The sequence below is a fragment of the Neobacillus niacini genome, assembly GCF_030817695.1.
Taxonomy (GTDB): Bacteria; Bacillota; Bacilli; order Bacillales; family Cytobacillaceae; genus Neobacillus; species Neobacillus niacini_F.
Genome location: NZ_JAUSZQ010000002.1, coordinates 4193294 through 4213976 on the forward strand (window position 1 = coordinate 4193294; position 20683 = coordinate 4213976).

Genomic DNA, 20683 nt, shown 5'->3' on the forward strand with positions numbered 1-20683 from the left:
CGTAAAAGATCAGGGTGTAATAGATCTTACCGAGTTCATAGATGTGCTGACACATTCGATGACTCAGTATTACACCCTTATAGCCTCTCTGGACTACTTTAAAAGGTTGATTATCTTATGCAGTTTTGTGTTTATCTTTTTCTACAGTTTGTTCGAGCATATCCTCATTTACTGGTTCCTTACCAGGCAGGATTAGGTGTAAAAGAACTCCGGCAATTGCTGCAAATGCCATTCCTTGAATCTGGAAGGAATCTGTAACTTTTATAAAGGCTCCACCAATTCCGATAACAAGGATGACCGATGATATCACCAAGTTACGATTGTTACCAAAATCAACTTTACTGTCAACAAGCATCCGCAACCCTGATGAAGCAATTATTCCAAAGAGCAGTATGGAGACACCGCCCATAACAGGTGTTGGGATGGTACTGATTAATGCAGTTATTTTTCCGATAAAACCAAAGATCGTTGCGAGAACGGCTGCACCTGCAATGACATACACACTGTAAACGCGAGTTATCGCTAGGACACCGATATTCTCACCATAAGTTGTTTTTGGTGGTCCGCCAATCAAGGCAGAAATGATGGTTGCTGTTCCATCTCCTAAAATAGAGCGGTGTAAACCTGGTTCTTTAATATAATCACGTCCAACTACTTTACTAAGTACAAGCTGGTGTCCAATATGTTCAGAAAGCGTTACGATTGCGACTGGTACCATTAGAAGGGCTAAATCCCAAGTTACCTTCACTTCGTAACTTACGAACGGGATGATGAATTCTGGCATTTCAAACCAACTTGCTTCCAATACAGGTTTAAAATCAACAATTCCGATTGCAAAAGAGTAAAGGTATCCAACAACAATGCCTGCCAGAATTGGGATAATGCTCAAAATACCGCGCATATATATGGTACAGATAATGGTTGCTGCCAGAGTTACTAAAGCAGCAGAGAAATGAATCAAGCTATATTCTCCTGCAGGATTATTCATTGCCATATTCACAGCAGTTCCAGCAAGTGCTAAACCGATTACGATAATAACTGGGCCAACTACAATCGGAGGCAGCAGATTCATAATCCATCGATGGCCTGCTTTACTAATAATCAGTGCTACAATTCCGTAAACAAGACCTGCAAGAAAGGAACCAATCATGGCACCCCCAGGTCCGGCTGTTGCTTTTGCCGCAATCACTGGAGCGATAAAAGCAAACGAGGAACCAAGGTATGCTGGTACTTGCCATTTGGTAATCATTAGGAAAGCGAGTGTTCCTAAACCACTTGATATTAATGCAATTGCTGGACTTAGCCCCACAAGATATGGAACTAAAATGGTCGCACCAAACATTGCGAATAAATGTTGTAAGCTTAAGGTAAGCCATTGAGCAGGATTTGGTATCTGATTTACGTCTAGGATGGGTTTGTTGTTCATTTTTCTCCTCCACAAGCTTTCTATTATTATGTCTGTTTTCTAATAAAAAAACCCTCTTTGTCCATGAGTGTACAAAGAGGGTATGGAAATGCCATTTCAACTTCTATGATGGCATTTTCCCCTTTGTCAGCCTCACAGGACTGCTATTAAAAGGGTTGTTATTTACTTTTCAAAGATACTTACTTGGTCAACCTTATCAACATCTTGTAGTTCAACCACAACTTTTTCACTGCTGGAAGTTGGGATGTTTTTACCTACATAATCGGCTCGAATCGGCAGCTCGCGGTGGCCGCGGTCAACCAGCACAGCCAGTTGTATCGATGAGGGACGGCCAAGGTCCATGATAGCGTCTAGTCCTGCTCTAACGGTTCTGCCCGTGTATAAAACATCGTCAACAAGAATTACTTTTTTATCTCCTAATTCGACCGGAACATCTGACCCCTTCACGAGAGGTTCCTGATCATCGGTCTTCTTGGTTAAATCATCCCGGTAGAGGGTGATGTCCAATTCCCCAACAGGTATCGGTTTTCCTTCAATCTCTTCAATCTTTGCAGCAAGTCTTTCTGCAATGAATATTCCCCTGGTCCGAATACCTATAAGCACACAATTTTCAATCCCTTTATTTTTTTCAATGATTTGGTGGGCAATTCTTGTTAATGCTCTTCCAATTGCTTGTGCGTCTAATACAACTGCTTTTTGATTCACTCATCTCACCCGCCTGATATAATAAAAAAACCTCTCACCTAGAGGTGAGAGGTACAAGAGTTTGTTAGTATGGGCATAGATATCCCAACCAATTTATCCGTTTCCTTCTCAGCCTCACTGGACTGATTTAAAGGCATATTCAACTGTTGTTATCGTACTTTAATTCGACAAATATGTCAACGATTATTTCGCAATTGTTCTAATAACTCTTCAAATTCCTTTGGCAGCGGCGCTTCGAATTCTAGGTATTCGTTGGTTCGAGGGTGGTTAAATCCAAGGATTCCTGCATGTAATGCCTGTCCATTTATATCCAATGTTTTCTTGGGACCATACTTAGGGTCACCTGCAAGCGGATAGCCAATGTATTTCATATGAACACGAATTTGGTGTGTCCGGCCTGTCTCCAGTTGACACTCCACAAATGTAAAATCCTTAAACCGCTCAATCACATGGAAATGAGTAACGGCATGCTTCCCATTATCTACCACGGTCATACTTTGGCGATCTTTTGTATCTCTTCCAAGCGGCGCATCGATCGTTCCAAAATCGTGCGGAATGACTCCATGAACGATGGCTCTATATTTCCTAGTAACGGTTTTTTCCACTAATTGGTTTACAAGCTTTTCATGAGCCATGTCATTTTTAGCTACCATTAAAAGACCCGAAGTGTCTTTATCAATACGGTGAACGATACCGGGCCTGAGGATCCCATTTATTCCTGATAGATCCTTACAATGGGCCATTAATCCATTAACAAGTGTTCCTGTTAAATGTCCAGGTGCTGGATGAACCACCATCCCGCTTGGTTTATTAACCACTAAAACATCTTTATCTTCGAAATAAATATCTAAATCCATTTCCTCCGGAATTACATCAAGTAATTCTGGGTCTGGGATTGTAATCTCGATTTCATCATTCATACTGCATTTGTAATTCGTTTTAATTTTTTGTCCATTCACTAAGACATTTCCTTCTTTAATCCATTGTTGAACCTGAGTTCTTGACCATTCTTCATCTAAAGTCGAAATAACTTTATCAATTCGGTCTCCCTTTTGTTGTTCAAGAATGGTGTGTACCATTTTCTCCATATGATTTCTCCTTTGTTTCACGCTCATCACGCAGCATTTGAATCATTAATAATACTACGCCAATGACTAAAGCCGAATCCGCAATATTAAAAACTGGGAAGTTATAATTGAAAATATACGTATGAATAAAATCAACAACTTCTTTCCGAAGTAAGCGGTCGATAAAATTACCGATGGCGCCGCCTAGCATAAATGCTAAGGAAACACCTAACAGCCACTTACCTTTTGCTTCTTTTTGAATGTAATAAATGATCGCAATTATTACTATAGAGGTAATTACATAGAAGAACCACATTTGTCCTTGTAATATCCCCCATGCTGCCCCCCGATTTCGGTGAGAAGTAATATACAAAAAGTCCTCAATAATGGGGATACTTTCACCAAGATACATTTTTGTGACAATCTGCCATTTTGTCACTTGGTCCAATAAAATAATAAAAATTGCGATTAAATAATAAAACACTAAGGAAAACCCCCATCTCACACGTTGACTTTACTCCTTAGCATTTTAGCATAATCTTCAACTAAACGACAATGTAACGCTAGAAAATCGTGGAATTAATTGGTTTCCGATAAAAATGTTCCAAAATCTCTGAATCCATAGAGGTCTTAATCGTCGGCATAATTTTTAAAAGATATTCGGGTATCGGTTCCCCTGAAGTTTCACATTTTCCAAAATTACCTTCTTCTAACTTTTGAATCGCAGTTGTAATATCCTCCAATTCGTCCTCTAACACAGTAACGATCCATTCATTTTTCTGCTTATTTCTCAATGATCTTACTATTTCTAATTGTGTTTTACGGAGTTCCCAAAACAGCTCTTCCTGCATTGCATTCATAGTTGTAACCTCCGTTAAGTCATTTCCTATATTATCTCTCTATAACTCGGTCTGACCCGGGAAAACATTTGACAACACCAACAACAATTAACGGAATAGGGTAAAAAATGAAAAAACCCCATGAATTAACCATGGGATTTTCTCTTATGCCAAGTGTGTATAGTTTTCTTTCACTACTTCTGCACAACGCGGGCAAAGTGTTGGATGCTCTGGATCTTTACCAACTTCAGGTGTCACAACCCAGCAGCGTTCACAAGTTTCACCTTCGGCCTTGGTGACAACAATAGCAGCTGTATCTAATTTAATTGCATTTTCAGGTGCTTGATCATAGCTTCCTGCGACTTCAAATCCAGAGATGATAAATAATTGCTGAACATTCTCTTGAATAGAGTCTAACAAGTTTTTCGTATTCTCATTCACATATAATGCAACTTTTGCAGTTAACGATTTACCAATAACTTTTTGGTTTCTAGCTTCCTCAAGTGCTTTTAAAACATCATCACGGAGCTTCATGAAAGAAGTCCATTTTTCCTCCAAAGCTTTTGCATTATCAAGTTCCTGATATACAGGCATATCAGTTAGTTGTACGCTTTTCTTCTGTAACTGCCGGAATGAATTTCCAAACTTCATCTGCTGTATGAGGAAGAATTGGTGTAACTAACTTTGTTAATGCAACTAACGAATCGTAAAGAACCGTTTGGATTGCACGTCGCTCAGGATTGTTGACTGACTCAATATAAAGAACATCCTTAGCGAAATCAAGGTAGAAGGCACTTAAATCAAGAGTACAGAAATTATTAACTGCATGGTAAATGCCTGCGAACTCATAATTTTCATAAGCATTTAAAGAATATTTGATCAGCTTATTTAATTTAACGAGCATAAATTGATCGACTTCACGCAGGTTTTCATATGAAACCCGATCTGTTTCCGGATTAAAGTCGGCTAAGTTACCAAGCAAGAAACGGAAGGTGTTTCGGATTTTTCGATAAACCTCTGCAACCTGCTTCAAAATAGCATCGGATACACGAACATCCGCCTGATAATCAACAGAAGCAACCCAAAGCCTTAGAATATCTGCTCCTAATTGTTTCATGACTTTCTCAGGAATAACAACATTTCCTAATGATTTACTCATCTTTCTTCCTTCGCCATCTAAGGCAAAGCCGTGGCTTAAGACTCCTTTGTAAGGCGCTTTACCAGTCACAGCTACCGCAGTTGATAACGAAGAGTTAAACCAGCCGCGATATTGGTCAGAACCCTCTAGATAAAGATCTGCTGGACGTACTAAGTCATCTCTTTCTAAGAGAACTGCTTGGTGTGAAGAACCAGAATCGAACCAAACATCCATGATATCAGTTTCTTTTGTAAACAATCCATTTGGACTTCCTGGGTGTGTAAATCCTTCTGGTAAAAGGTCCTTCGCTTCGCGCTCAAACCAGATATTTGAACCAAATTCACGGAACAAACCTGAAACATGGTCAATCGTCTCATCCGTGATAATTTCCCCGCCATTTTCAGCATAGAAAACAGGGATTGGTACACCCCATACGCGTTGGCGTGAAATACACCAATCTCCGCGGTCACGAACCATATTAAATAGTCTTGTTTCCCCCCATGCTGGTACCCACTTTGTTTCTTTAACTGCTTCAAGCAGGTCATCCCGGAAGTCTTTTATCGAAGCAAACCATTGCGCTGTAGCTCTGAAGATTACAGGCTTTTTTGTTCTCCAATCATGTGGATAGGAGTGAGTGATGAAAGAAAGCTTTAAGAGAGCCCCTGCTTCTTCTAATGCTTGAGAAATTGGCTTATTTGCACTATCGTAAAATAATCCTTCGAAACCAGGTGCTTCACTCGTCATTACACCTTTATCATCCACAGGGCATAGTACTTCCAGTCCATACCTTTGACCAACATGAAAGTCATCCTCACCGTGTCCAGGAGCAGTATGAACGCAGCCTGTTCCAGCATCTGTTGTGACATGTTCACCTAGCATTACTAAGGAGTCACGGTCATATAATGGATGTGCTGCAAGGATATTCTCTAGTTCATTTCCTTTTACCTTTTGAACAACAGTCACATCTTCCCAGCCTATTTCCTTCGTTACTGCTTCTAGAAGAGCCTCCGCCACTAAGTATTTATTTCCATCCGTTTCAACAACTACATAGGTTAGGTCCGGATGAACTGAAATTCCTAAGTTGGCAGGAATCGTCCAAGGTGTAGTCGTCCAAATGACAATTTGGACGTCCGTATCAAGAACACCTTTTCCATCTTTTACTTTAAAGCCTACATAAATGGAAGGTGACTTTTTATCTTGATATTCAATTTCAGCTTCAGCAAGAGCTGATTCACTTGATGGGGACCAATAAACAGGCTTAAGACCTTTATAGATATAGCCTTTCTTCGCCATTTCTCCAAAGACTTTAATCTGTTGTGCCTCATATTCAGGCTTTAGTGTGATATATGGATTTTCCCAATCACCACGTACACCGATACGTTTAAATTGTTCACGCTGATTGCTTACTTGTTCAAGGGCATATTTTGTACAAAGCTGACGGAATTCAGCTACCGTCATCTCTTTACGTTTTACTCCCTTATTGGTTAACGCCTGCTCGATTGGCAAACCATGTGTATCCCAGCCTGGAACATATGGTGCATTAAAACCACTCATCGATTTAAAGCGAACAATCATATCTTTTAATACTTTGTTCAGGGCATGACCCATATGAATATCGCCATTTGCATATGGAGGTCCATCATGGAGTACAAACATTGGACGTCCTGCAGTACGCTCCTGAACCTTTTTGTAAATACCCATTTCTTCCCACTTTGCCTGAATTTCAGGTTCTCTTTGCGGGAGATTGCCACGCATTGGAAATTCAGTTTTTGGCATTAATAACGTATCTTTATATTCCATATTGTTATTCCTCCTGTAATACTCATCATAAACAGAATTGACAAATGACAAATAAAAAAACCCTCTCATCCCAAAAAAGGGACGAGAAGGTTTATTCCCGCGGTACCACCCTGATAAATAGCACGTAAATTGTACTATCCTCTTTAAGATTCGTAACGTGAATAACCCGCCATAACTTACTCTTCTTCTAAAAAGTTTCAGTCTGGGACTCAAGGGTGATCTTCCAATTTTTCACTTTTCCAGGCTTCCACCTTCCCCGGCTCGCTATCAAAAGTTTATGAAAAATTGTACTGTCCCTCTCATTGTCATTACCATTCTTTATTTACCTGTTAAAAAATTATATGCGAAATAATACCAATCCGTCAAGCTAGGGAATCTTCCTCTTCGTGGATTTTTAATTCTGTGGCATCCACTTCATATTCTAATAAATGATCCCAGTCATCTGTATTCAGCATGTCCAGCTGAGCTTCAATCAACATTTTAAAACGTGTACGGAACACTTTTGATTGTTTCTTCAAATCCTCAATCTCAAGGGCAATTTTTCTAGCCTTTGAAAGCGACTCATTTACAATACGGTCCGCATTCTTTTCTGCTTCCTTTATGATGAGTTTCGCTTCCTTTTGTGCATTTCGTTTTACATCTTCACCAGCCTCTTGAGCAATAACAATAGACTTGTTTAAAGTTTCTTCAATATTTACAAAGTGACCTAAACGGTCCTTCATTTCATTTAATCGTTCTTCTAATTCTTTTTTCTCACGAAGGACTAATTCATAATCCTTAATGACTTGGTCTAAAAATTCATTTACCTCGTCTTCATCGTAACCACGAAAACCTTTATTAAATTCTTTATTGTGAATATCTAACGGCGTTAACGGCATGATGCCACCTCCAAGAATCTTTCTTCTGTATGTATCTAGTGTATAGAGCAAATATTCGACATTGTTTTCGAAATTCCTGCAAAGTATTAAATTTATTTTTGCTTTCCGACAACGATCCGCCATTTATCTTTTTTTGTTCTTCCTTCAATTGACAAAATTTTTACTCTGCCATAGCCTCTTACTGACAATAAATCACCTTCTGCACATTCAAAAGAAACATTTTCAATAGTTGTCCAGTTTACTTTTACTAATCCTTGTTGAATAAAAAGCTGTGATTTTTGCCTTGAGATATTATGAATACCAGAGATCATTGTATCTAGCCTTAAGGAGGAAACCGTTATGACCTGTTCCATCCATACTTCATCCGTCGTTATGGTTTCATTCAGTGCCAGCTCTTTTAATCGAATTGAAGCTTTGCCAATCGATTCTAAATTATTTTTAATATAATCACTGATTTCAGCAGCAGCAAAAAACTGCACTCGATGATCTTTCATTAAGATGTCGCCAAATTTCCCGCGTTTTAATCCTAGGGACATGAGTGAACCTAGAACCTGGGGGTGCTCAATTGAAACAAATTTAATAGGATAATCGATTTCAAAGAGATTAATCTGAAACTCATCTTCGGTTGGGATCAGGTAGTCCGGCATGATTAATGCTCTTTTTCTTTCACTTCCAGGTATCCCGCCAAAAAGCTGGTACTTTATAGTTCCATTCTCACCAATTAAGACCTTTAAAATATGCTGCTCTCTTGGATCAAGAAAATCGGTAAGCTTTGCTGTATAACTGGAATCAACATATTCTTTCCAATGTAATACTTGATCAATAAATTCCCGTTCCTCCGGGCGAAAATGCTGATAAATATTCATGTTTAACTCCTCAGACCGGTTGGGTAAATTAAGAAATTAAGTTTTGCAAAACTCTTAATCCATTAGGGGCAAAAGATAAAACAAAGAATGCCGCTAAAGGAGAAAGATCCATCATCCCAATAGGCGGAATGATTTTTCTAAATGGTTCTAGAAATGGTTCACATAATTTACCAAGAATTGCTCCAACCTGAGAGTCTCTCATATTCGGGAACCAAGATAAAAGGATATAGATGATTAGCATCCATTTATATATTCCAAGTAATTGGATTAAAACATTAAAAATAATATCCATTTCTTTTTACCACCTCGTATCTTGATATTCTTGTTCCTTCACTAATTCAGAAATATTGCCAGATATCTCAACATTATCAGGAGTACATAAAAAGATACTCGATCCTATTTTCTGAATGTCTCCACCTAATGCATAGACAGCTCCACTTAAAAAGTCGACGATTTGTCTTCCTTCCTCATGGCCAATACGCTGAAGATTTACGACAACTGCACGGCGGTTTTTTAAATGGTCGGTAATGTCCTGGGCTTCTGCATATACTCTTGGTTCTACTAAAATTACTTTAGAAGCCTTTTGGACACTTTGCAAACTAACAACATTTTGAGGTTTCATAGACTGTTTTTGAGGCTTTATGGGTTCAACCTTTTCATAGTCATCCTGATTATTATCATCGTAATCATCATCTAAAAAGAAAAATGTTTTTAATTTCGATTTAATCGTCATTTTATTCCTCCTCACCAGCCACACCGACAAGTGCAGTTCCAATTCTGATCATCGTAGCTCCCTCTTCAATCGCGATTGCAAAATCATTTGACATCCCCATAGAAAGCTCTGTACAAGGGGCAAAATCAAAATGACAATCCTGTATTTGATCACGGAGTTCCTTTAGCTTTCGAAAACAGGTACGAAGCTGATCTTCATCATCCGTCAGCGGGGCCATTGTCATTAAACCTTCAATACTAATATTCTCATACGGACGAAGGTTTTTGATGAAGTCTAAGACATTCTCAGGTGCTAGACCATGCTTTGACTCTTCCTGTGAAACATTCACCTGGACGAGACATTTGATCTTTTTCACTGCACGTTTATTAATTTCCTCTGCTAATGAAATTCGATCTAAAGAGTGAATATATTCTACCTTATCAATGATATTTTTAACTTTGCGTGTCTGCAGGGTTCCGATAAAATGCCAAACTGGCTTGTCCTTTAAAACTTCCCACTTTTTTAAAAGCCCGTCATCTCGGTTTTCACCTAGATTTATTATACCAGCTTCCAAGGCTTCATTCGCTCTTTCAATACTGACATATTTGGTAACGGCAATCAGTTTCACTTCATCAGGAGTCCGATTTACCTTATGGCATGCATTGATTATTTGTTGACTGATATGTATGAGATTTTCTGCAACCTTCATTCGGAGGTCTCCTTCCATCCTATATAACTTAACATCCTTCCCGTTTTACCTTGGTCACGGCGATGAGAAAAAAATTCTGATTGGTCACAGCTAGAGCATAGTTTAGTTATTTGAATATTTTTTTCTGGGACACCCGCTTTAAGAAGGATAATTTTATTTAGTTCCCGCAAGTCTAATGAATATTGACCTTCTTCTATTGTATTATAGGGTTTTTTTTCGACATCTACTAGAGTATTTTCTACAAAGTTAATTACATAATCATTAACAATATAACATTTTTCACAAATAGATGGACCAATTACCACAAAAATTTGATTGGGAAGTATTCCTTCCTCGCCCCATTTGTCCACCATCTTCCGAGCAATTTCATTTACCGTTCCCTTCCACCCCGCATGTGCGGCACCGATCATCCTGTGGTTTGGGGAAATAAAAAAAAGAGGGACACAATCTGCGTAACAAAGAGTTAATAATATCCCCTCTTCATTCGTATAAAATCCATCGGTCCCCTTAAATGCACGGTCATAAGAGTCTGAACCTTTACCACGATCAGCCTTGGTAATTTTTCTAATTAGGGTATCATGGGTCTGTTCACCACCTACCCAGGCTTTCAGCGGAAATTGGATAAGGTTAGCCAGATGGTTCCGGTTAGAACAAACAGCTTCCAGCTGATCCCCAACATGAAAACCCATATTAAAACCTTCATAAACCCCCGTACTGCTGCCGCCTTTTTTTGTTGTTATTCCAGCTGCAAGCCCAGGGTACTGTTCCATCCAATTATTAATTGAAAAATATGATTGATGATTATATGCAAAGGGTTCCATACTCAACCTCATTTGTTTTTTACCCTAGTTTACCATGAATACTTTAAATGGTCACCGTAGATCATGCACAGAGCTATACTTCCATTTCTTCTGCAGGTCTCTCTTCAATCGCTTTGAATCGTACCAGTATTACATCTTGACCTATTTTAATAATGTTTTTCCACGGAATAACGATATCTTCTTCTCTGCCAAAAAAACCTAAAACTTTGCCGCTGCCGGTAACGATAACCGCTTCAATTTTCCCTGTAGTAAGATTAATTTCGATATCTCCAATATTCCCAAGTTTTTTTCCATCAGCTACATTCACCACATCTTTAATCTGAAATTCTGATATTTTCACCATATCTCTCACTCCCACTATTTTATCCTACTGAAAATATATGATTTGTTCCTGCAATATATCTGTAAATGACAGAAAAAATAAAGCTGCCCAAAAGGACAGCTTTAGCTCTGGATATTTTTATTCATTTGTTTAATTGCAGCTTTTTCTAAACGTGATACCTGCGCTTGTGAAATCCCAATTTCGTCTGCAACTTCCATTTGTGTTTTGCCCTGGAAGAAACGTTTTCTTAAAATTAACTTTTCCCGCTCATTTAAGCGGCGCATACCTTCTTTTAGGGCAATTTCTTCAATCCAATGAATATCTTTACTTCGTTCGTCACTTAATTGGTCCACCACATAAATAGGGTCGCCGCCATCATTATAGATTGGTTCAAACAAAGACACAGGGTCTTGGATAGCGTCTAATGCAAATACTATTTCTTCATGTGGGACTTCTAATACTTTTGCAATCTCCTCAGCAGTTGGTTCCCGTGAAGTTTCACTCATTAATCGTTCCCTTACTTGTAATGCCTTATAAGCGATATCTCTTAAGGACCTAGAAACGCGAATAGGGTTGTTATCGCGCAGGTACCTGCGTATTTCGCCAATAATCATTGGTACGGCATAAGTGGAAAACTTAACGTTTTGACTTAAATCAAAGTTATCAATCGATTTCATAAGCCCAATACAGCCAACCTGAAACAGATCATCAACAAACTCGCCGCGGTTGTTAAACCGTTGAATAACACTTAGAACGAGCCGTAAATTTCCGTTGACGAGTTTTTCTCGTGCTGTAATATCGCCCTCTTGCATTTGCCTGAAGAGTAATCTCATTTCTTCATTTTTTAATACAGGAAGTTTTGATGTATCTACGCCACAAATTTCAACTTTATTTCGAGTCAATCCCTTTTCCCTCCTCATAGGAGTTGCTGTACAAAAAACAGTATCTCCTTGAGCAGGAAAAATATGCACTTGTACTTTCTAGGGGATTGTCACGAAAATGTCGAAAAATACGATTATATCTTTAGTTTCAAAGGTCTATCACCAAGAAAAAAATTCTTTTTTTGTGTTATTAAACCATTTTATTAAATTCTTTTCGCAATCTTTTAATAATTCTTTTTTCAAGCCTAGAAATATACGATTGAGAAATTCCCAGCATATCGGCTACATCCTTTTGTGTTTTTTCTTCTCCATTGGTTAATCCGAAGCGCAGCTCCATAATTTGCTTTTCCCTATCCGACAATTGGTGTAACGCCTTGGTTAATAATTTTCTGTCTACATTTGCTTCTAAATCCTTGGTAATAATATCATCGTCTGTTCCTAAAACATCGGATAATAATAGCTCATTACCGTCCCAATCGATATTTAATGGTTCATCGAAGGAAACTTCAGATCTGATTTTATTGTTTCTCCGCAAGTACATAAGGATTTCATTTTCAATACATCTGGACGCATATGTAGCCAACTTAATTTTTTTCTCAGGATTAAAGGTATTCACCGCTTTAATTAAACCAATCGTTCCAATACTAATTAAATCCTCGATATTAATTCCGGTGTTTTCAAATTTCCTAGCGATATAGACAACAAGCCTTAGATTCCGTTCGATTAAAATCGATCTAGCTGCCTTATCACCACCTGGAAGCTTATTTAAAAGCAGCTCTTCTTCATCCTTACTTAAAGGAGGCGGTAAGGCTTCGCTGCCGCCAATATAATAAACTTCATCACTTTTAATTCCTAATTTAATCAGTATCTTATACCAGTAGTAGGATAAGCGAAGTCTCCATTTTTTCACGCAAGTTCCTCCTTCTAAAATATGTTTTTCTGAGTATAGTATTATTAGCTTACTTTCACCGAATCACTATGCTGCTTAGGTCCGGTGAGCATTTTTGGATGAACGATGCATTGAAAGGCATCATCAGCAGATAATTGCTGCATAGTAAATGATACGAGACCCTTTTCGCATAAGTAACTTTCTCCTTTTGTATGAATAATAATTAAGTCAGGCTTTACAGCAGCGATGAGCTGGTGCTCTTGTCCTACCACCCGGCATGGGACAATCCTTAGCTTATTTTGCCAATCATCAGGAATCTCTTGGTTTCCTAAAATCAGAGATTCTGGATCAGCTGCCATTTTTATTATTGGTTCGGCCATGCCTTCTAGCATATTCTTAATGGAAACAAACATAACTGGAAGTTTTGATAATGGATCATAAAGCTGATTTCCACTGTCAACTAAACCCTTAAAAGTAAAAGTTTCGTTATTTATTTTCAAGGTGACATTGACAATCTGATCAAATTGGATCTTGGTCATTTCCATACTCTCGATATTCCGTTTGGAGAAATGCCAAGCTATTGGAAAACCTAGCAAAACAAAAATCCAGCTAATTGGATCACCAAAACCAGTCACACTTGCAATCATTACTTTTGTTGACATTTCAGAATCAAATTGGACAAAATAATGTGCTCCAATTAATGCTCCTCCAATTAGAAATGTTGTTACATAAAGAGTCATTAAAGCTTTAATGAAAAAGGATAATCGTTTATACCCAAATACAACTAAAACCATTACCACCGAAAATATTAGCTTCGAGAACGGGTGGTTAGAGTAGGTATGTAATGGTGTAAACGACAATACTATGATTAGTGAACCAATAAAACCGCCTGCTATTATCCTCCATATTCGAATTTGTCTTTTTAAAAAAATGGCAGATAGATACAGGAGAAGGCTATCAAACAACAGATTAAGGGCCCAAATAACATCTAAATATACAGACAACCAGCTTCCCCCTTTGAATGTCAAAAGCAATTACTAGCTTTATGGATTATACATAAGGGTGTATTACCAATCTTTTCTATTATTCTGTTTAGAAAAAAGTATAACCTAATTTATCGGCTAAAGTGTGTCACTTTCTGTAATCAAAAAAACAGAAATTTTCACTATAAACAACGTATTTTGTCTAATAAAATTTAAACAAAAAAGACATAGCCCTTCTGGACCATGTCTTTTTTATTATTATCTTCTACGGTTTCGGTTGCGTAGGAATGTTGGTATATCTAGTGTTTCTTCTTGGGGAGCGTTGTTGTTGCTTCGGATTGTTTCTTGTGGTGCTTCTTCACGTTTTTGTTCCCGCTTTACTGCACTTAGCTGCGGTTTTGCTTGTCCAAATGTTGGACGAGTAGCCTTTGGCTGAATCACTTCTTCATTAAATCCAGTAGCAATAACGGTAACAATAATTTCATCCTTGTGGTTCTCATTGATTACAGAGCCAAAAATCATATTTACTTCTTGGTCTGATGCTGTTGCCACAATATCAGCAGCTTCCTGAACTTCATATAAACTCAAGTTACTGCCGCCTGTAATATTCATTAGAACTCCTTGTGCACCATCAATAGATGTTTCTAACAATGGAGAACTTATCGCTTTTTTAGCAGCTTCCGTTGCACGATTTTCACCGGTTGCCATACCGATCCCCATCAACGCGGACCCTTTGTTTGACATAATCGTCTTCACATCTGCAAAGTCCAGGTTAATAAGACCTGGAACTGCGATTAAGTCTGAAATACCCTGAACCCCTTGACGAAGCACATTGTCTGCTTCACGGAAGGCTTCGAGCATTGGAGTGCTTTTATCTACGATTTCAAGAAGGCGGTCATTCGGGATTACAATCAAAGTATCCACGGCTTCTTTCATTGCACCAATACCACCGGCTGCTTGGTTAGAACGCTTTTTACCTTCAAATGTAAATGGGCGAGTTACAACCCCCACTGTTAGAGCTCCTAAATCACGGGCAATTTGTGCGATAACTGGAGCAGCCCCTGTACCTGTTCCACCGCCCATACCAGCAGTAACGAAAACCATATCGGCACCACGTAATGCATCTTCTAATTGTTCTTTACTTTCTTCTGCCGCTTTCTTGCCTACTTCAGGATTAGCTCCTGCACCAAGACCTCTTGTTAATTTTGAGCCAATTTGCATTTTTACTTCTGCTTTTGAAAGGTTTAGTGCTTGTGCATCGGTATTAACCGCGATAAATTCTACTCCTTGAACACCATGCTCGATCATTCGATTTACTGCGTTGTTACCTCCGCCGCCAACCCCAATAACTTTTATTGTAGCAAGAGAATCTAAATTTGTATCAAACTCTAACATGACAAATCCTCCTAATTCGTCGATAATCCTTTTCGTATTTGTCTATTCGAAAAAGAGACCAAGGAATTTTTTTACTTTTGATGACATCTTATCTTCCGGATGTTTTTCTGGTTTTGCTTTTGGCTGTTGTTGTTGTTTTTGAACTTTCTTCTCGATTGGTTCAGTAACAGGTGCTGAAGCGACGAATGTTCCACCTGGTAATCTAGCATTCTTGTAAGCATATTTAATTAAACCAACCGCAGTTGTATACTGAGGCTCTCTTACTCCAATATAGTTGGGAACGGCTTTGCGTACTGGACTTTGGAAAATCGTTTGAGCTAGTTCTAATATACCTTGCATATTTGCAGTACCACCTGTAAATACAAACCCTCCAGGTAAATCATTGATACCTAATCGTTTCAGTTCATGAGCAATCAACTCAAAAATTTCTTCCATTCGAGCTTCTATTATTTCGGAAACATATAATTGATTAAATTGTTGATGCTGATCGCTTCCGATAATTGGAACACTGAAGAACTCATCTTCTGAAGCATCATCGTAAAAAGCATGTCCATATTTCACTTTGATTTTTTCAGCATCCTCGGTTGAAGTGTGTAGTACCTTAGAAAGGTCATTTGTAATGAGGTCTCCGCCTACTGGTATTACACTTGTAGCGGCCAAGAACCCTTCTTCAAAGTACGCTATGGTTGTTGAACCGCCGCCTAGGTCGATTAAAGCAACTCCTAGATTTTTCTCGTCCTTAGAAAGTGCATACTCTCCTGCTGCAAGCGGCTGCAGGATAATATCGGTAATTTCTAATCCAGCCCGCTCGACACATCGTAATGTATTCGTAATGATGGCATTGGAACCAGTAATAAGAGTTCCTTCAACTTCCAAACGGACACCTATCATACCACATGGATTATTAATTTCATCCTTACCATCAAGGATAAATTGTTTCCGGATAACCCCAATAATTTCTCTATCCTGAGAGATAGATACAACTTGTGCCTCGTCTATAACACGTTTTACATCTTCATTTGTGATTTCGCGATTTTGACTGGAAACCCCGACAATTCCACGACATGGTTCAAGAGCAACCTGATTGCCAGAAATTCCAACAATCACTTGTCTTATTTCCATTCCTATCATTCTTTCAGCTTCTTCAATTGCACGTTTAATAGAATGAACGGTATCATTAATGTCAATGATAGATCCTTTACGCAGTCCTTCAGACTTTACGTTTCCAACACCAATTATATTTATCGAGTCGTTGACAATTTCACCAATGATTACTTTTACACTGGATGTACCGATGTCAAGACTTACATATATTTCATTGCTGTTCATTCTTTGGCACCTCCTTAGCATTCCTTCAGTCGAACAACAATTATTAATCATAAGATATATAATAAAAGTACATACCTATATCTTATAAAATTATTCGTCACAACTAGATAATTCCCTTTAAAAAAATCAATTTTTTTCTAATTTTTCTTTGTTTGTTGACCATTTTGTCAATAATATCCGCCTAATTACTGCAATATTTTGAAATAAGCGGACACCAAAGGCAAAAACAGCTGCTAAATACAAGTCTACACCAAGATGAACCCCTAGAAAAGCTAAACTTGCAGCAAGTAAAATATTAAAAAAGAAACCAGAAACGAAAACTTTTTCATCATAAATATTTTGCAGGTGCGCCCTTATACCCCCAAATAACGTATCAAGAGCTGCCAAAACTGCAATAGACAAATAATTTGAATACTCTTCAGGAATCCTAATATCTGTTAATAGGCCAAGAAAGATTCCGACTATTAATCCTAATAACGGAAGCCACATTATGTATTCCCTCCTTCATTCGCCTTCATTGACTCTAAATATCGAATCCGGATAGGATTATCATATGCAGGAATAGTAATTCCAAGATTTGGCTCCGAAATAGTCAATTTTAGGTTTTCGATGAAGAATTCTTCCGTAGCCTTCGATACTTTCATTTGATTGTATAATTTTTCAGCGGTTTCTATATGATCAACGCCTACTTTAATTTCAATTGGTAAGCTTGACAATGCGTGACCATCAATTTTTGTTTCATTGTTAATATCTCTTATGACCGTTGTATTAATAATTCGCTGACCATCAACAGAAACATATTTTGCGTCATACATATTCAATTCATTTAATAATCGTTTTAAAAGTTCAGGTGACACAGCCGTTGATAACTCAACCCCAATTTGAATTTCCTCAACAATCGGTTCAATTCTCAATAGTAAACCCGGAGCTGTTACCCTAGTCATTCCTGCCTCATTCTTCAATTCTTGAATGGTATCACGTAATGCCTGTTCCTTACTTTGCTTTTGCTTCGATTCATAGGCAAGTAATTTTTCTTCAATCGAACGAATTTCAGTTAGTAACTCAGACTGCAATTCTTTCTCTTGAAGTATAGCCTCCCGTAGCTGCCATAAATCTCGAGTATCACGTTCTACAGGCTTTTTTACTGTTTGAAATTGGATGGCAATCATAAAACCTATCACTGCAGATATAGCAATAAAACTAAAATTTTTTTTAAGCTTGTCCACTTTTTTCACCTAACCTTTATTTTTAATCTTCACGTGGACATATTCAAATACCTTATGACTGTCCTAAAATTGGATTTAGGATGATTTCACTCTTTTCTTCTAAAGTAAAAACAATATTATCGTTAACAAGTTGATCTTTTACACCACCTGTAAGGTTCAAGGCAGAAGTTAATACCTCTGGGTCACCAATTGCAGTAATCACAAATGGCGCTGGATGTTGAATGCCATCAACCGTAATGACCGGTCCGTTACAAATAATATAAGATTGGCCTGTCAATCTCTGACCATTAATTGCAATCGCTGCTGCACCTGAAATGTAAAGCTCATTAATAACTTTAAATACATGGTGTTCATGAACTAAATAGTTATTTAAATTTTCTTCGTTTGGGTCGTAAGCACCATCTGAAAGCTGGACACTGACTCCTTGACCCTTCACCTTCACCTTGCCTAAGAACATCCGGTATTTTTCTGCATCTTCTGCAAGAGTTGAATAGACTTCCGCTTCTTTTGAAAGGTCTTTTTCGTTCTCTAGAACCTTATCTTGCTTTTGGTTTAATTCCTTTTGTAACTTACGATTTAGTTCCTCTATTTCAATAAGTTGATTTCTAAGATCAAGTGTTTTCGACCATTGATCACTTGTTAAATTTGTTTCATTTTTATTTAATTCTTTTTGGGTAAAATGATAAGAAAATGCAATCATAAATCCAAGAACAAGGCACACTAGGGATAAAACAACATGTTTACCCTTCACCTTTATCATTTTCAATTTCCAATTCCTCCGATTCGTCCGCTTCCAATTCATAGGCCTTAAAATAGGAACCTACCTCTAAATCGATAATACCCTTAATGCTCGGATCCAATTGGCTTATGATCGAAGGATAATGTATCATTTTTTCCGAAAAGCTACGCAGTGTAGCACTTACTTCAAAACCATCATTCATAAATAATGAAATATGATACTCGTCTGTTTTTTTCGGCGTATAGTGTATTTCAGAAATAGCATTCAAAACCTCTACCGGAAGTTCATCTAGTGCAGTGACCATTTCTTTAAGGATTGCTCCCTCTGTAAATTTAAAAAGGATGGGCGCATTAATAGGTAATTCAGTAACTTCCCTATCCTTAAGGACCTTTCCGTTTTCCATTACTGGGAAATAGGAGCCATCGGACTCTAAATAGGCAATTTTATTACGTTCTTCTATCTCAATCATGACGGTATTGGGCCATTTTATAGACACTTTTGCTTGTTTAATAACGTTCATTTTTTGAAGCGTTAATGATATCGTATCTTTCTTTACACTCCAAATATTTGTATTTTTAGATATCTCAGTTATTTTAATGATTTCATCTGTTGACAGCAATTCATTTCCTTTAATCGTAATCTTTTTTACATGACTTAATGGTGACTGTGCATATGCGACAACGGCAATCATAGTAAAGAACAAAAATAGAAGAATGATCAGCCTTCTGTTAGCTTTACGCCGTCTTTGCTCTTTAAGCTTGGGAATTCGATCCTCAAGAGCGACAATCTTACCTTTATCCATACACTTCCCTCCATTAAGAATAACGCTTAGCATGTCCAAAAAGAAAACCTATTAAATACTACCCGCTTCCCCTGCCTAAAAAGCGAAAACAACGGCACGAAAAGTCATGCCGTCATTCATTTTCTCAGTTTTTTTCCATATTTATAATGAGTAATTATATCACAAAATTTGTAATTAGGACGACTATTTCTTTTTACACACGCCCAATAATTTCTACCTCAGTTTCCATTTTAATTCCATATAAATGAAGGATTGTATCTTTTATATATTGAATTAAATCTAGAACATCCTTAGCGGTTGCATTACCAGCATTCACAATAAAGTTTCCGTGCATTTCTGATATTTTCGCACCGCCCATTTGGTACCCTTTTAATCCCGCGTCTTCTATAAGTTTTCCTGCGTAATTCGGCAGTGGGTTTCGGAAAATACTCCCTGCACATGGGAAATTCCATGGCTGCGTTTCTTTACGGTAATCTTTGTTTTTTTGCATTTGTGAAACAATCGCAGTCCTATCACCTTTTGTGAGTTGGAATTCTGCTTCTAAAACAATACCAGGCCGCTTCTTTTGAAGGACTGACGTCCTGTAAGTGAACTCCATCTCCTCGTTCGTTATCCATTCCATGGATCCGTCTTCAAACAATATATGTGCCTTAGTTAAAATCTTACTAATATCTGAACCATGTGCTCCTGCATTCATATAAACTGCTCCGCCCACAGACCCAGGGATGCCGCTGGCAAATTCAAGTCCCGATAATCCCTTTTTAGATATCAAGGTAGATAAGCTTACTACAGAATGACCCCCGCCTACTGTTATCGCAGAATCATTTATGGTTAGATGGTCTAAACCTGAGCCTAATTTAATTACTACACCCTCAATCCCTTTATCAGAGACCAGTAAATTCGAACCTCTGCCAATTGCCCTCCATGGAATTTGCCGCTCCTTTAAAAAGGTCATTACCTTTTGGATATTTTCCAAAGAAGAAGGCTCAATAAAAATGTCAGCAGGACCTCCAATCTTCATGGTCGTATGCTGGGATAACCGTTCATTTCTCTTCACTTTGCCAATGTTTAAATCTTGAATTTCTGTAAATAATCCGTCCATTCCTATCACCCTATCTTTCAAAACAAACGTATAGTTTTAGTTTATGCTAAAAAC

Annotated in this window: 22 protein-coding genes, 1 pseudogene and 1 other annotated feature; all 23 genes and pseudogenes read right to left on the bottom strand. The window is 37.9% G+C overall.

Features of this window, described 5'->3' with window-relative positions:
- Positions 1 to 115: 115 nt before the first annotated feature.
- Positions 116 to 1426 carry a solute carrier family 23 protein gene (locus QFZ28_RS20995; protein WP_307196449.1) on the bottom strand — a complete coding sequence of 437 codons (1311 nt, stop codon included), beginning with the start codon at positions 1424 to 1426 and terminating at the stop codon, positions 116 to 118.
- 162 nt (positions 1427 to 1588) lie between these two features.
- A complete protein-coding gene (gene pyrR / locus QFZ28_RS21000) occupies positions 1589 to 2131 on the bottom strand; it encodes a bifunctional pyr operon transcriptional regulator/uracil phosphoribosyltransferase PyrR (RefSeq protein ID WP_307196450.1) in 543 nt (180 codons plus the stop codon).
- A gap of 176 nt (positions 2132 to 2307) precedes the next feature.
- Positions 2308 to 3219 carry an RluA family pseudouridine synthase gene (locus tag QFZ28_RS21005; RefSeq protein WP_307196451.1) on the bottom strand — a complete coding sequence of 304 codons (912 nt, stop codon included), beginning with the start codon at positions 3217 to 3219 and terminating at the stop codon, positions 2308 to 2310.
- On the bottom strand, positions 3191 to 3682 hold the full coding sequence (lspA, locus tag QFZ28_RS21010; protein ID WP_307196452.1) for a signal peptidase II: 492 nt from the start codon (positions 3680 to 3682) through the stop codon (positions 3191 to 3193). Before lspA ends, QFZ28_RS21005 begins: the two co-directional genes overlap by 29 nt.
- A 79-nt stretch (positions 3683 to 3761) precedes the next feature.
- Entirely contained in the window at positions 3762 to 4058 is a 297-nt protein-coding gene (locus QFZ28_RS21015) for a hypothetical protein (protein ID WP_307196453.1), read from the bottom strand.
- A 144-nt stretch (positions 4059 to 4202) separates the two neighbouring features.
- Positions 4203 to 6975 (bottom strand): annotated as a pseudogene (gene ileS, locus QFZ28_RS21020) (isoleucine--tRNA ligase).
- Positions 6976 to 7049: 74 nt separating this feature from the next.
- Positions 7050 to 7287, bottom strand: a binding site (T-box leader).
- 50 nt (positions 7288 to 7337) lie between these two features.
- Positions 7338 to 7853 (bottom strand): DivIVA domain-containing protein, encoded by a 516-nt coding sequence (locus QFZ28_RS21025; protein WP_307196454.1) that lies wholly within the window; start codon positions 7851 to 7853, stop codon positions 7338 to 7340.
- Between the two features lie 92 nt (positions 7854 to 7945).
- Positions 7946 to 8719 carry a YlmH family RNA-binding protein gene (locus QFZ28_RS21030; RefSeq protein WP_307196455.1) on the bottom strand — a complete coding sequence of 258 codons (774 nt, stop codon included), beginning with the start codon at positions 8717 to 8719 and terminating at the stop codon, positions 7946 to 7948.
- Positions 8720 to 8747: 28 nt separating this feature from the next.
- The gene (locus QFZ28_RS21035; protein WP_307196456.1) at positions 8748 to 9011 is read right to left on the bottom strand and encodes a YggT family protein; all 264 of its coding nucleotides are present in this window, start codon (positions 9009 to 9011) and stop codon (positions 8748 to 8750) included.
- Positions 9012 to 9017: 6 nt separating this feature from the next.
- Positions 9018 to 9452, bottom strand: a complete 435-nt coding sequence (locus tag QFZ28_RS21040; protein WP_307196457.1) for a cell division protein SepF — start codon at positions 9450 to 9452, stop codon at positions 9018 to 9020.
- Between the two features lies 1 nt (position 9453).
- Positions 9454 to 10140, bottom strand: a complete 687-nt coding sequence (locus QFZ28_RS21045; RefSeq protein WP_307196458.1) for a YggS family pyridoxal phosphate-dependent enzyme — start codon at positions 10138 to 10140, stop codon at positions 9454 to 9456.
- The gene (pgeF, locus tag QFZ28_RS21050) at positions 10137 to 10961 is read right to left on the bottom strand and encodes a peptidoglycan editing factor PgeF (RefSeq protein ID WP_307196459.1); all 825 of its coding nucleotides are present in this window, start codon (positions 10959 to 10961) and stop codon (positions 10137 to 10139) included. The genes QFZ28_RS21045 and pgeF overlap by 4 nt, the downstream gene beginning before the upstream one ends.
- 73 nt (positions 10962 to 11034) lie before the next feature.
- A complete protein-coding gene (locus QFZ28_RS21055; protein WP_307196460.1) occupies positions 11035 to 11304 on the bottom strand; it encodes a YlmC/YmxH family sporulation protein in 270 nt (89 codons plus the stop codon).
- Between the two features lie 101 nt (positions 11305 to 11405).
- Positions 11406 to 12185 carry an RNA polymerase sporulation sigma factor SigG gene (gene sigG / locus QFZ28_RS21060; RefSeq protein ID WP_307196461.1) on the bottom strand — a complete coding sequence of 260 codons (780 nt, stop codon included), beginning with the start codon at positions 12183 to 12185 and terminating at the stop codon, positions 11406 to 11408.
- 169 nt (positions 12186 to 12354) lie between these two features.
- Positions 12355 to 13074 carry an RNA polymerase sporulation sigma factor SigE gene (gene sigE / locus QFZ28_RS21065; protein ID WP_063251599.1) on the bottom strand — a complete coding sequence of 240 codons (720 nt, stop codon included), beginning with the start codon at positions 13072 to 13074 and terminating at the stop codon, positions 12355 to 12357.
- Between the two features lie 44 nt (positions 13075 to 13118).
- The gene (gene spoIIGA, locus QFZ28_RS21070; RefSeq protein ID WP_307196462.1) at positions 13119 to 14057 is read right to left on the bottom strand and encodes a sigma-E processing peptidase SpoIIGA; all 939 of its coding nucleotides are present in this window, start codon (positions 14055 to 14057) and stop codon (positions 13119 to 13121) included.
- A gap of 237 nt (positions 14058 to 14294) precedes the next feature.
- On the bottom strand, positions 14295 to 15431 hold the full coding sequence (ftsZ, locus tag QFZ28_RS21075) for a cell division protein FtsZ (protein WP_307196463.1): 1137 nt from the start codon (positions 15429 to 15431) through the stop codon (positions 14295 to 14297).
- A gap of 42 nt (positions 15432 to 15473) precedes the next feature.
- A complete protein-coding gene (gene ftsA, locus QFZ28_RS21080; RefSeq protein WP_307196464.1) occupies positions 15474 to 16760 on the bottom strand; it encodes a cell division protein FtsA in 1287 nt (428 codons plus the stop codon).
- Between the two features lie 126 nt (positions 16761 to 16886).
- On the bottom strand, positions 16887 to 17249 hold the full coding sequence (locus tag QFZ28_RS21085) for a small basic family protein (RefSeq protein WP_132085939.1): 363 nt from the start codon (positions 17247 to 17249) through the stop codon (positions 16887 to 16889).
- Positions 17249 to 17986, bottom strand: a complete 738-nt coding sequence (locus tag QFZ28_RS21090; protein WP_307196465.1) for a DUF881 domain-containing protein — start codon at positions 17984 to 17986, stop codon at positions 17249 to 17251. Before QFZ28_RS21090 ends, QFZ28_RS21085 begins: the two co-directional genes overlap by 1 nt.
- Positions 17987 to 18038: 52 nt before the next feature.
- Positions 18039 to 18746: a DUF881 domain-containing protein gene (locus QFZ28_RS21095; protein WP_307197087.1), complete on the bottom strand. Its 708-nt coding sequence runs from the start codon at positions 18744 to 18746 to the stop codon at positions 18039 to 18041.
- Positions 18727 to 19527, bottom strand: coding sequence for a cell division protein FtsQ/DivIB (locus QFZ28_RS21100; protein ID WP_307196466.1), 801 nt, complete (start codon positions 19525 to 19527; stop codon positions 18727 to 18729). The genes QFZ28_RS21095 and QFZ28_RS21100 overlap by 20 nt, the downstream gene beginning before the upstream one ends.
- Positions 19528 to 19720: 193 nt before the next feature.
- On the bottom strand, positions 19721 to 20629 hold the full coding sequence (gene murB / locus QFZ28_RS21105) for a UDP-N-acetylmuramate dehydrogenase (RefSeq protein WP_307196467.1): 909 nt from the start codon (positions 20627 to 20629) through the stop codon (positions 19721 to 19723).
- Positions 20630 to 20683 lie beyond the last annotated feature (54 nt).

Bases quoted from the DNA above. Each gene is read 5' to 3' on its own strand.
- QFZ28_RS20995 (WP_307196449.1), bottom strand. From the start codon at position 1,426: ATGAACAACAAACCCATCCTAGACGTAAATCAGATACCAAATCCTGCT.
- QFZ28_RS21005 (WP_307196451.1), bottom strand. From the start codon at position 3,219: ATGGAGAAAATGGTACACACCATTCTTGAACAACAAAAGGGAGACCGA.
- QFZ28_RS21015 (WP_307196453.1), bottom strand. From the start codon at position 4,058: ATGAATGCAATGCAGGAAGAGCTGTTTTGGGAACTCCGTAAAACACAA.
- QFZ28_RS21025 (WP_307196454.1), bottom strand. From the start codon at position 7,853: ATGCCGTTAACGCCGTTAGATATTCACAATAAAGAATTTAATAAAGGT.
- QFZ28_RS21030 (WP_307196455.1), bottom strand. From the start codon at position 8,719: ATGAATATTTATCAGCATTTTCGCCCGGAGGAACGGGAATTTATTGAT.
- QFZ28_RS21035 (WP_307196456.1), bottom strand. From the start codon at position 9,011: ATGGATATTATTTTTAATGTTTTAATCCAATTACTTGGAATATATAAA.
- QFZ28_RS21040 (WP_307196457.1), bottom strand. From the start codon at position 9,452: ATGACGATTAAATCGAAATTAAAAACATTTTTCTTTTTAGATGATGAT.
- QFZ28_RS21045 (WP_307196458.1), bottom strand. From the start codon at position 10,140: ATGAAGGTTGCAGAAAATCTCATACATATCAGTCAACAAATAATCAAT.
- pgeF (WP_307196459.1), bottom strand. From the start codon at position 10,961: ATGGAACCCTTTGCATATAATCATCAATCATATTTTTCAATTAATAAT.
- QFZ28_RS21055 (WP_307196460.1), bottom strand. From the start codon at position 11,304: ATGGTGAAAATATCAGAATTTCAGATTAAAGATGTGGTGAATGTAGCT.
- ftsZ (WP_307196463.1), bottom strand. From the start codon at position 15,431: ATGTTAGAGTTTGATACAAATTTAGATTCTCTTGCTACAATAAAAGTT.
- ftsA (WP_307196464.1), bottom strand. From the start codon at position 16,760: ATGAACAGCAATGAAATATATGTAAGTCTTGACATCGGTACATCCAGT.
- QFZ28_RS21085 (WP_132085939.1), bottom strand. From the start codon at position 17,249: ATGTGGCTTCCGTTATTAGGATTAATAGTCGGAATCTTTCTTGGCCTA.
- QFZ28_RS21095 (WP_307197087.1), bottom strand. From the start codon at position 18,746: ATGATAAAGGTGAAGGGTAAACATGTTGTTTTATCCCTAGTGTGCCTT.
- QFZ28_RS21100 (WP_307196466.1), bottom strand. From the start codon at position 19,527: ATGGATAAAGGTAAGATTGTCGCTCTTGAGGATCGAATTCCCAAGCTT.
- murB (WP_307196467.1), bottom strand. From the start codon at position 20,629: ATGGACGGATTATTTACAGAAATTCAAGATTTAAACATTGGCAAAGTG.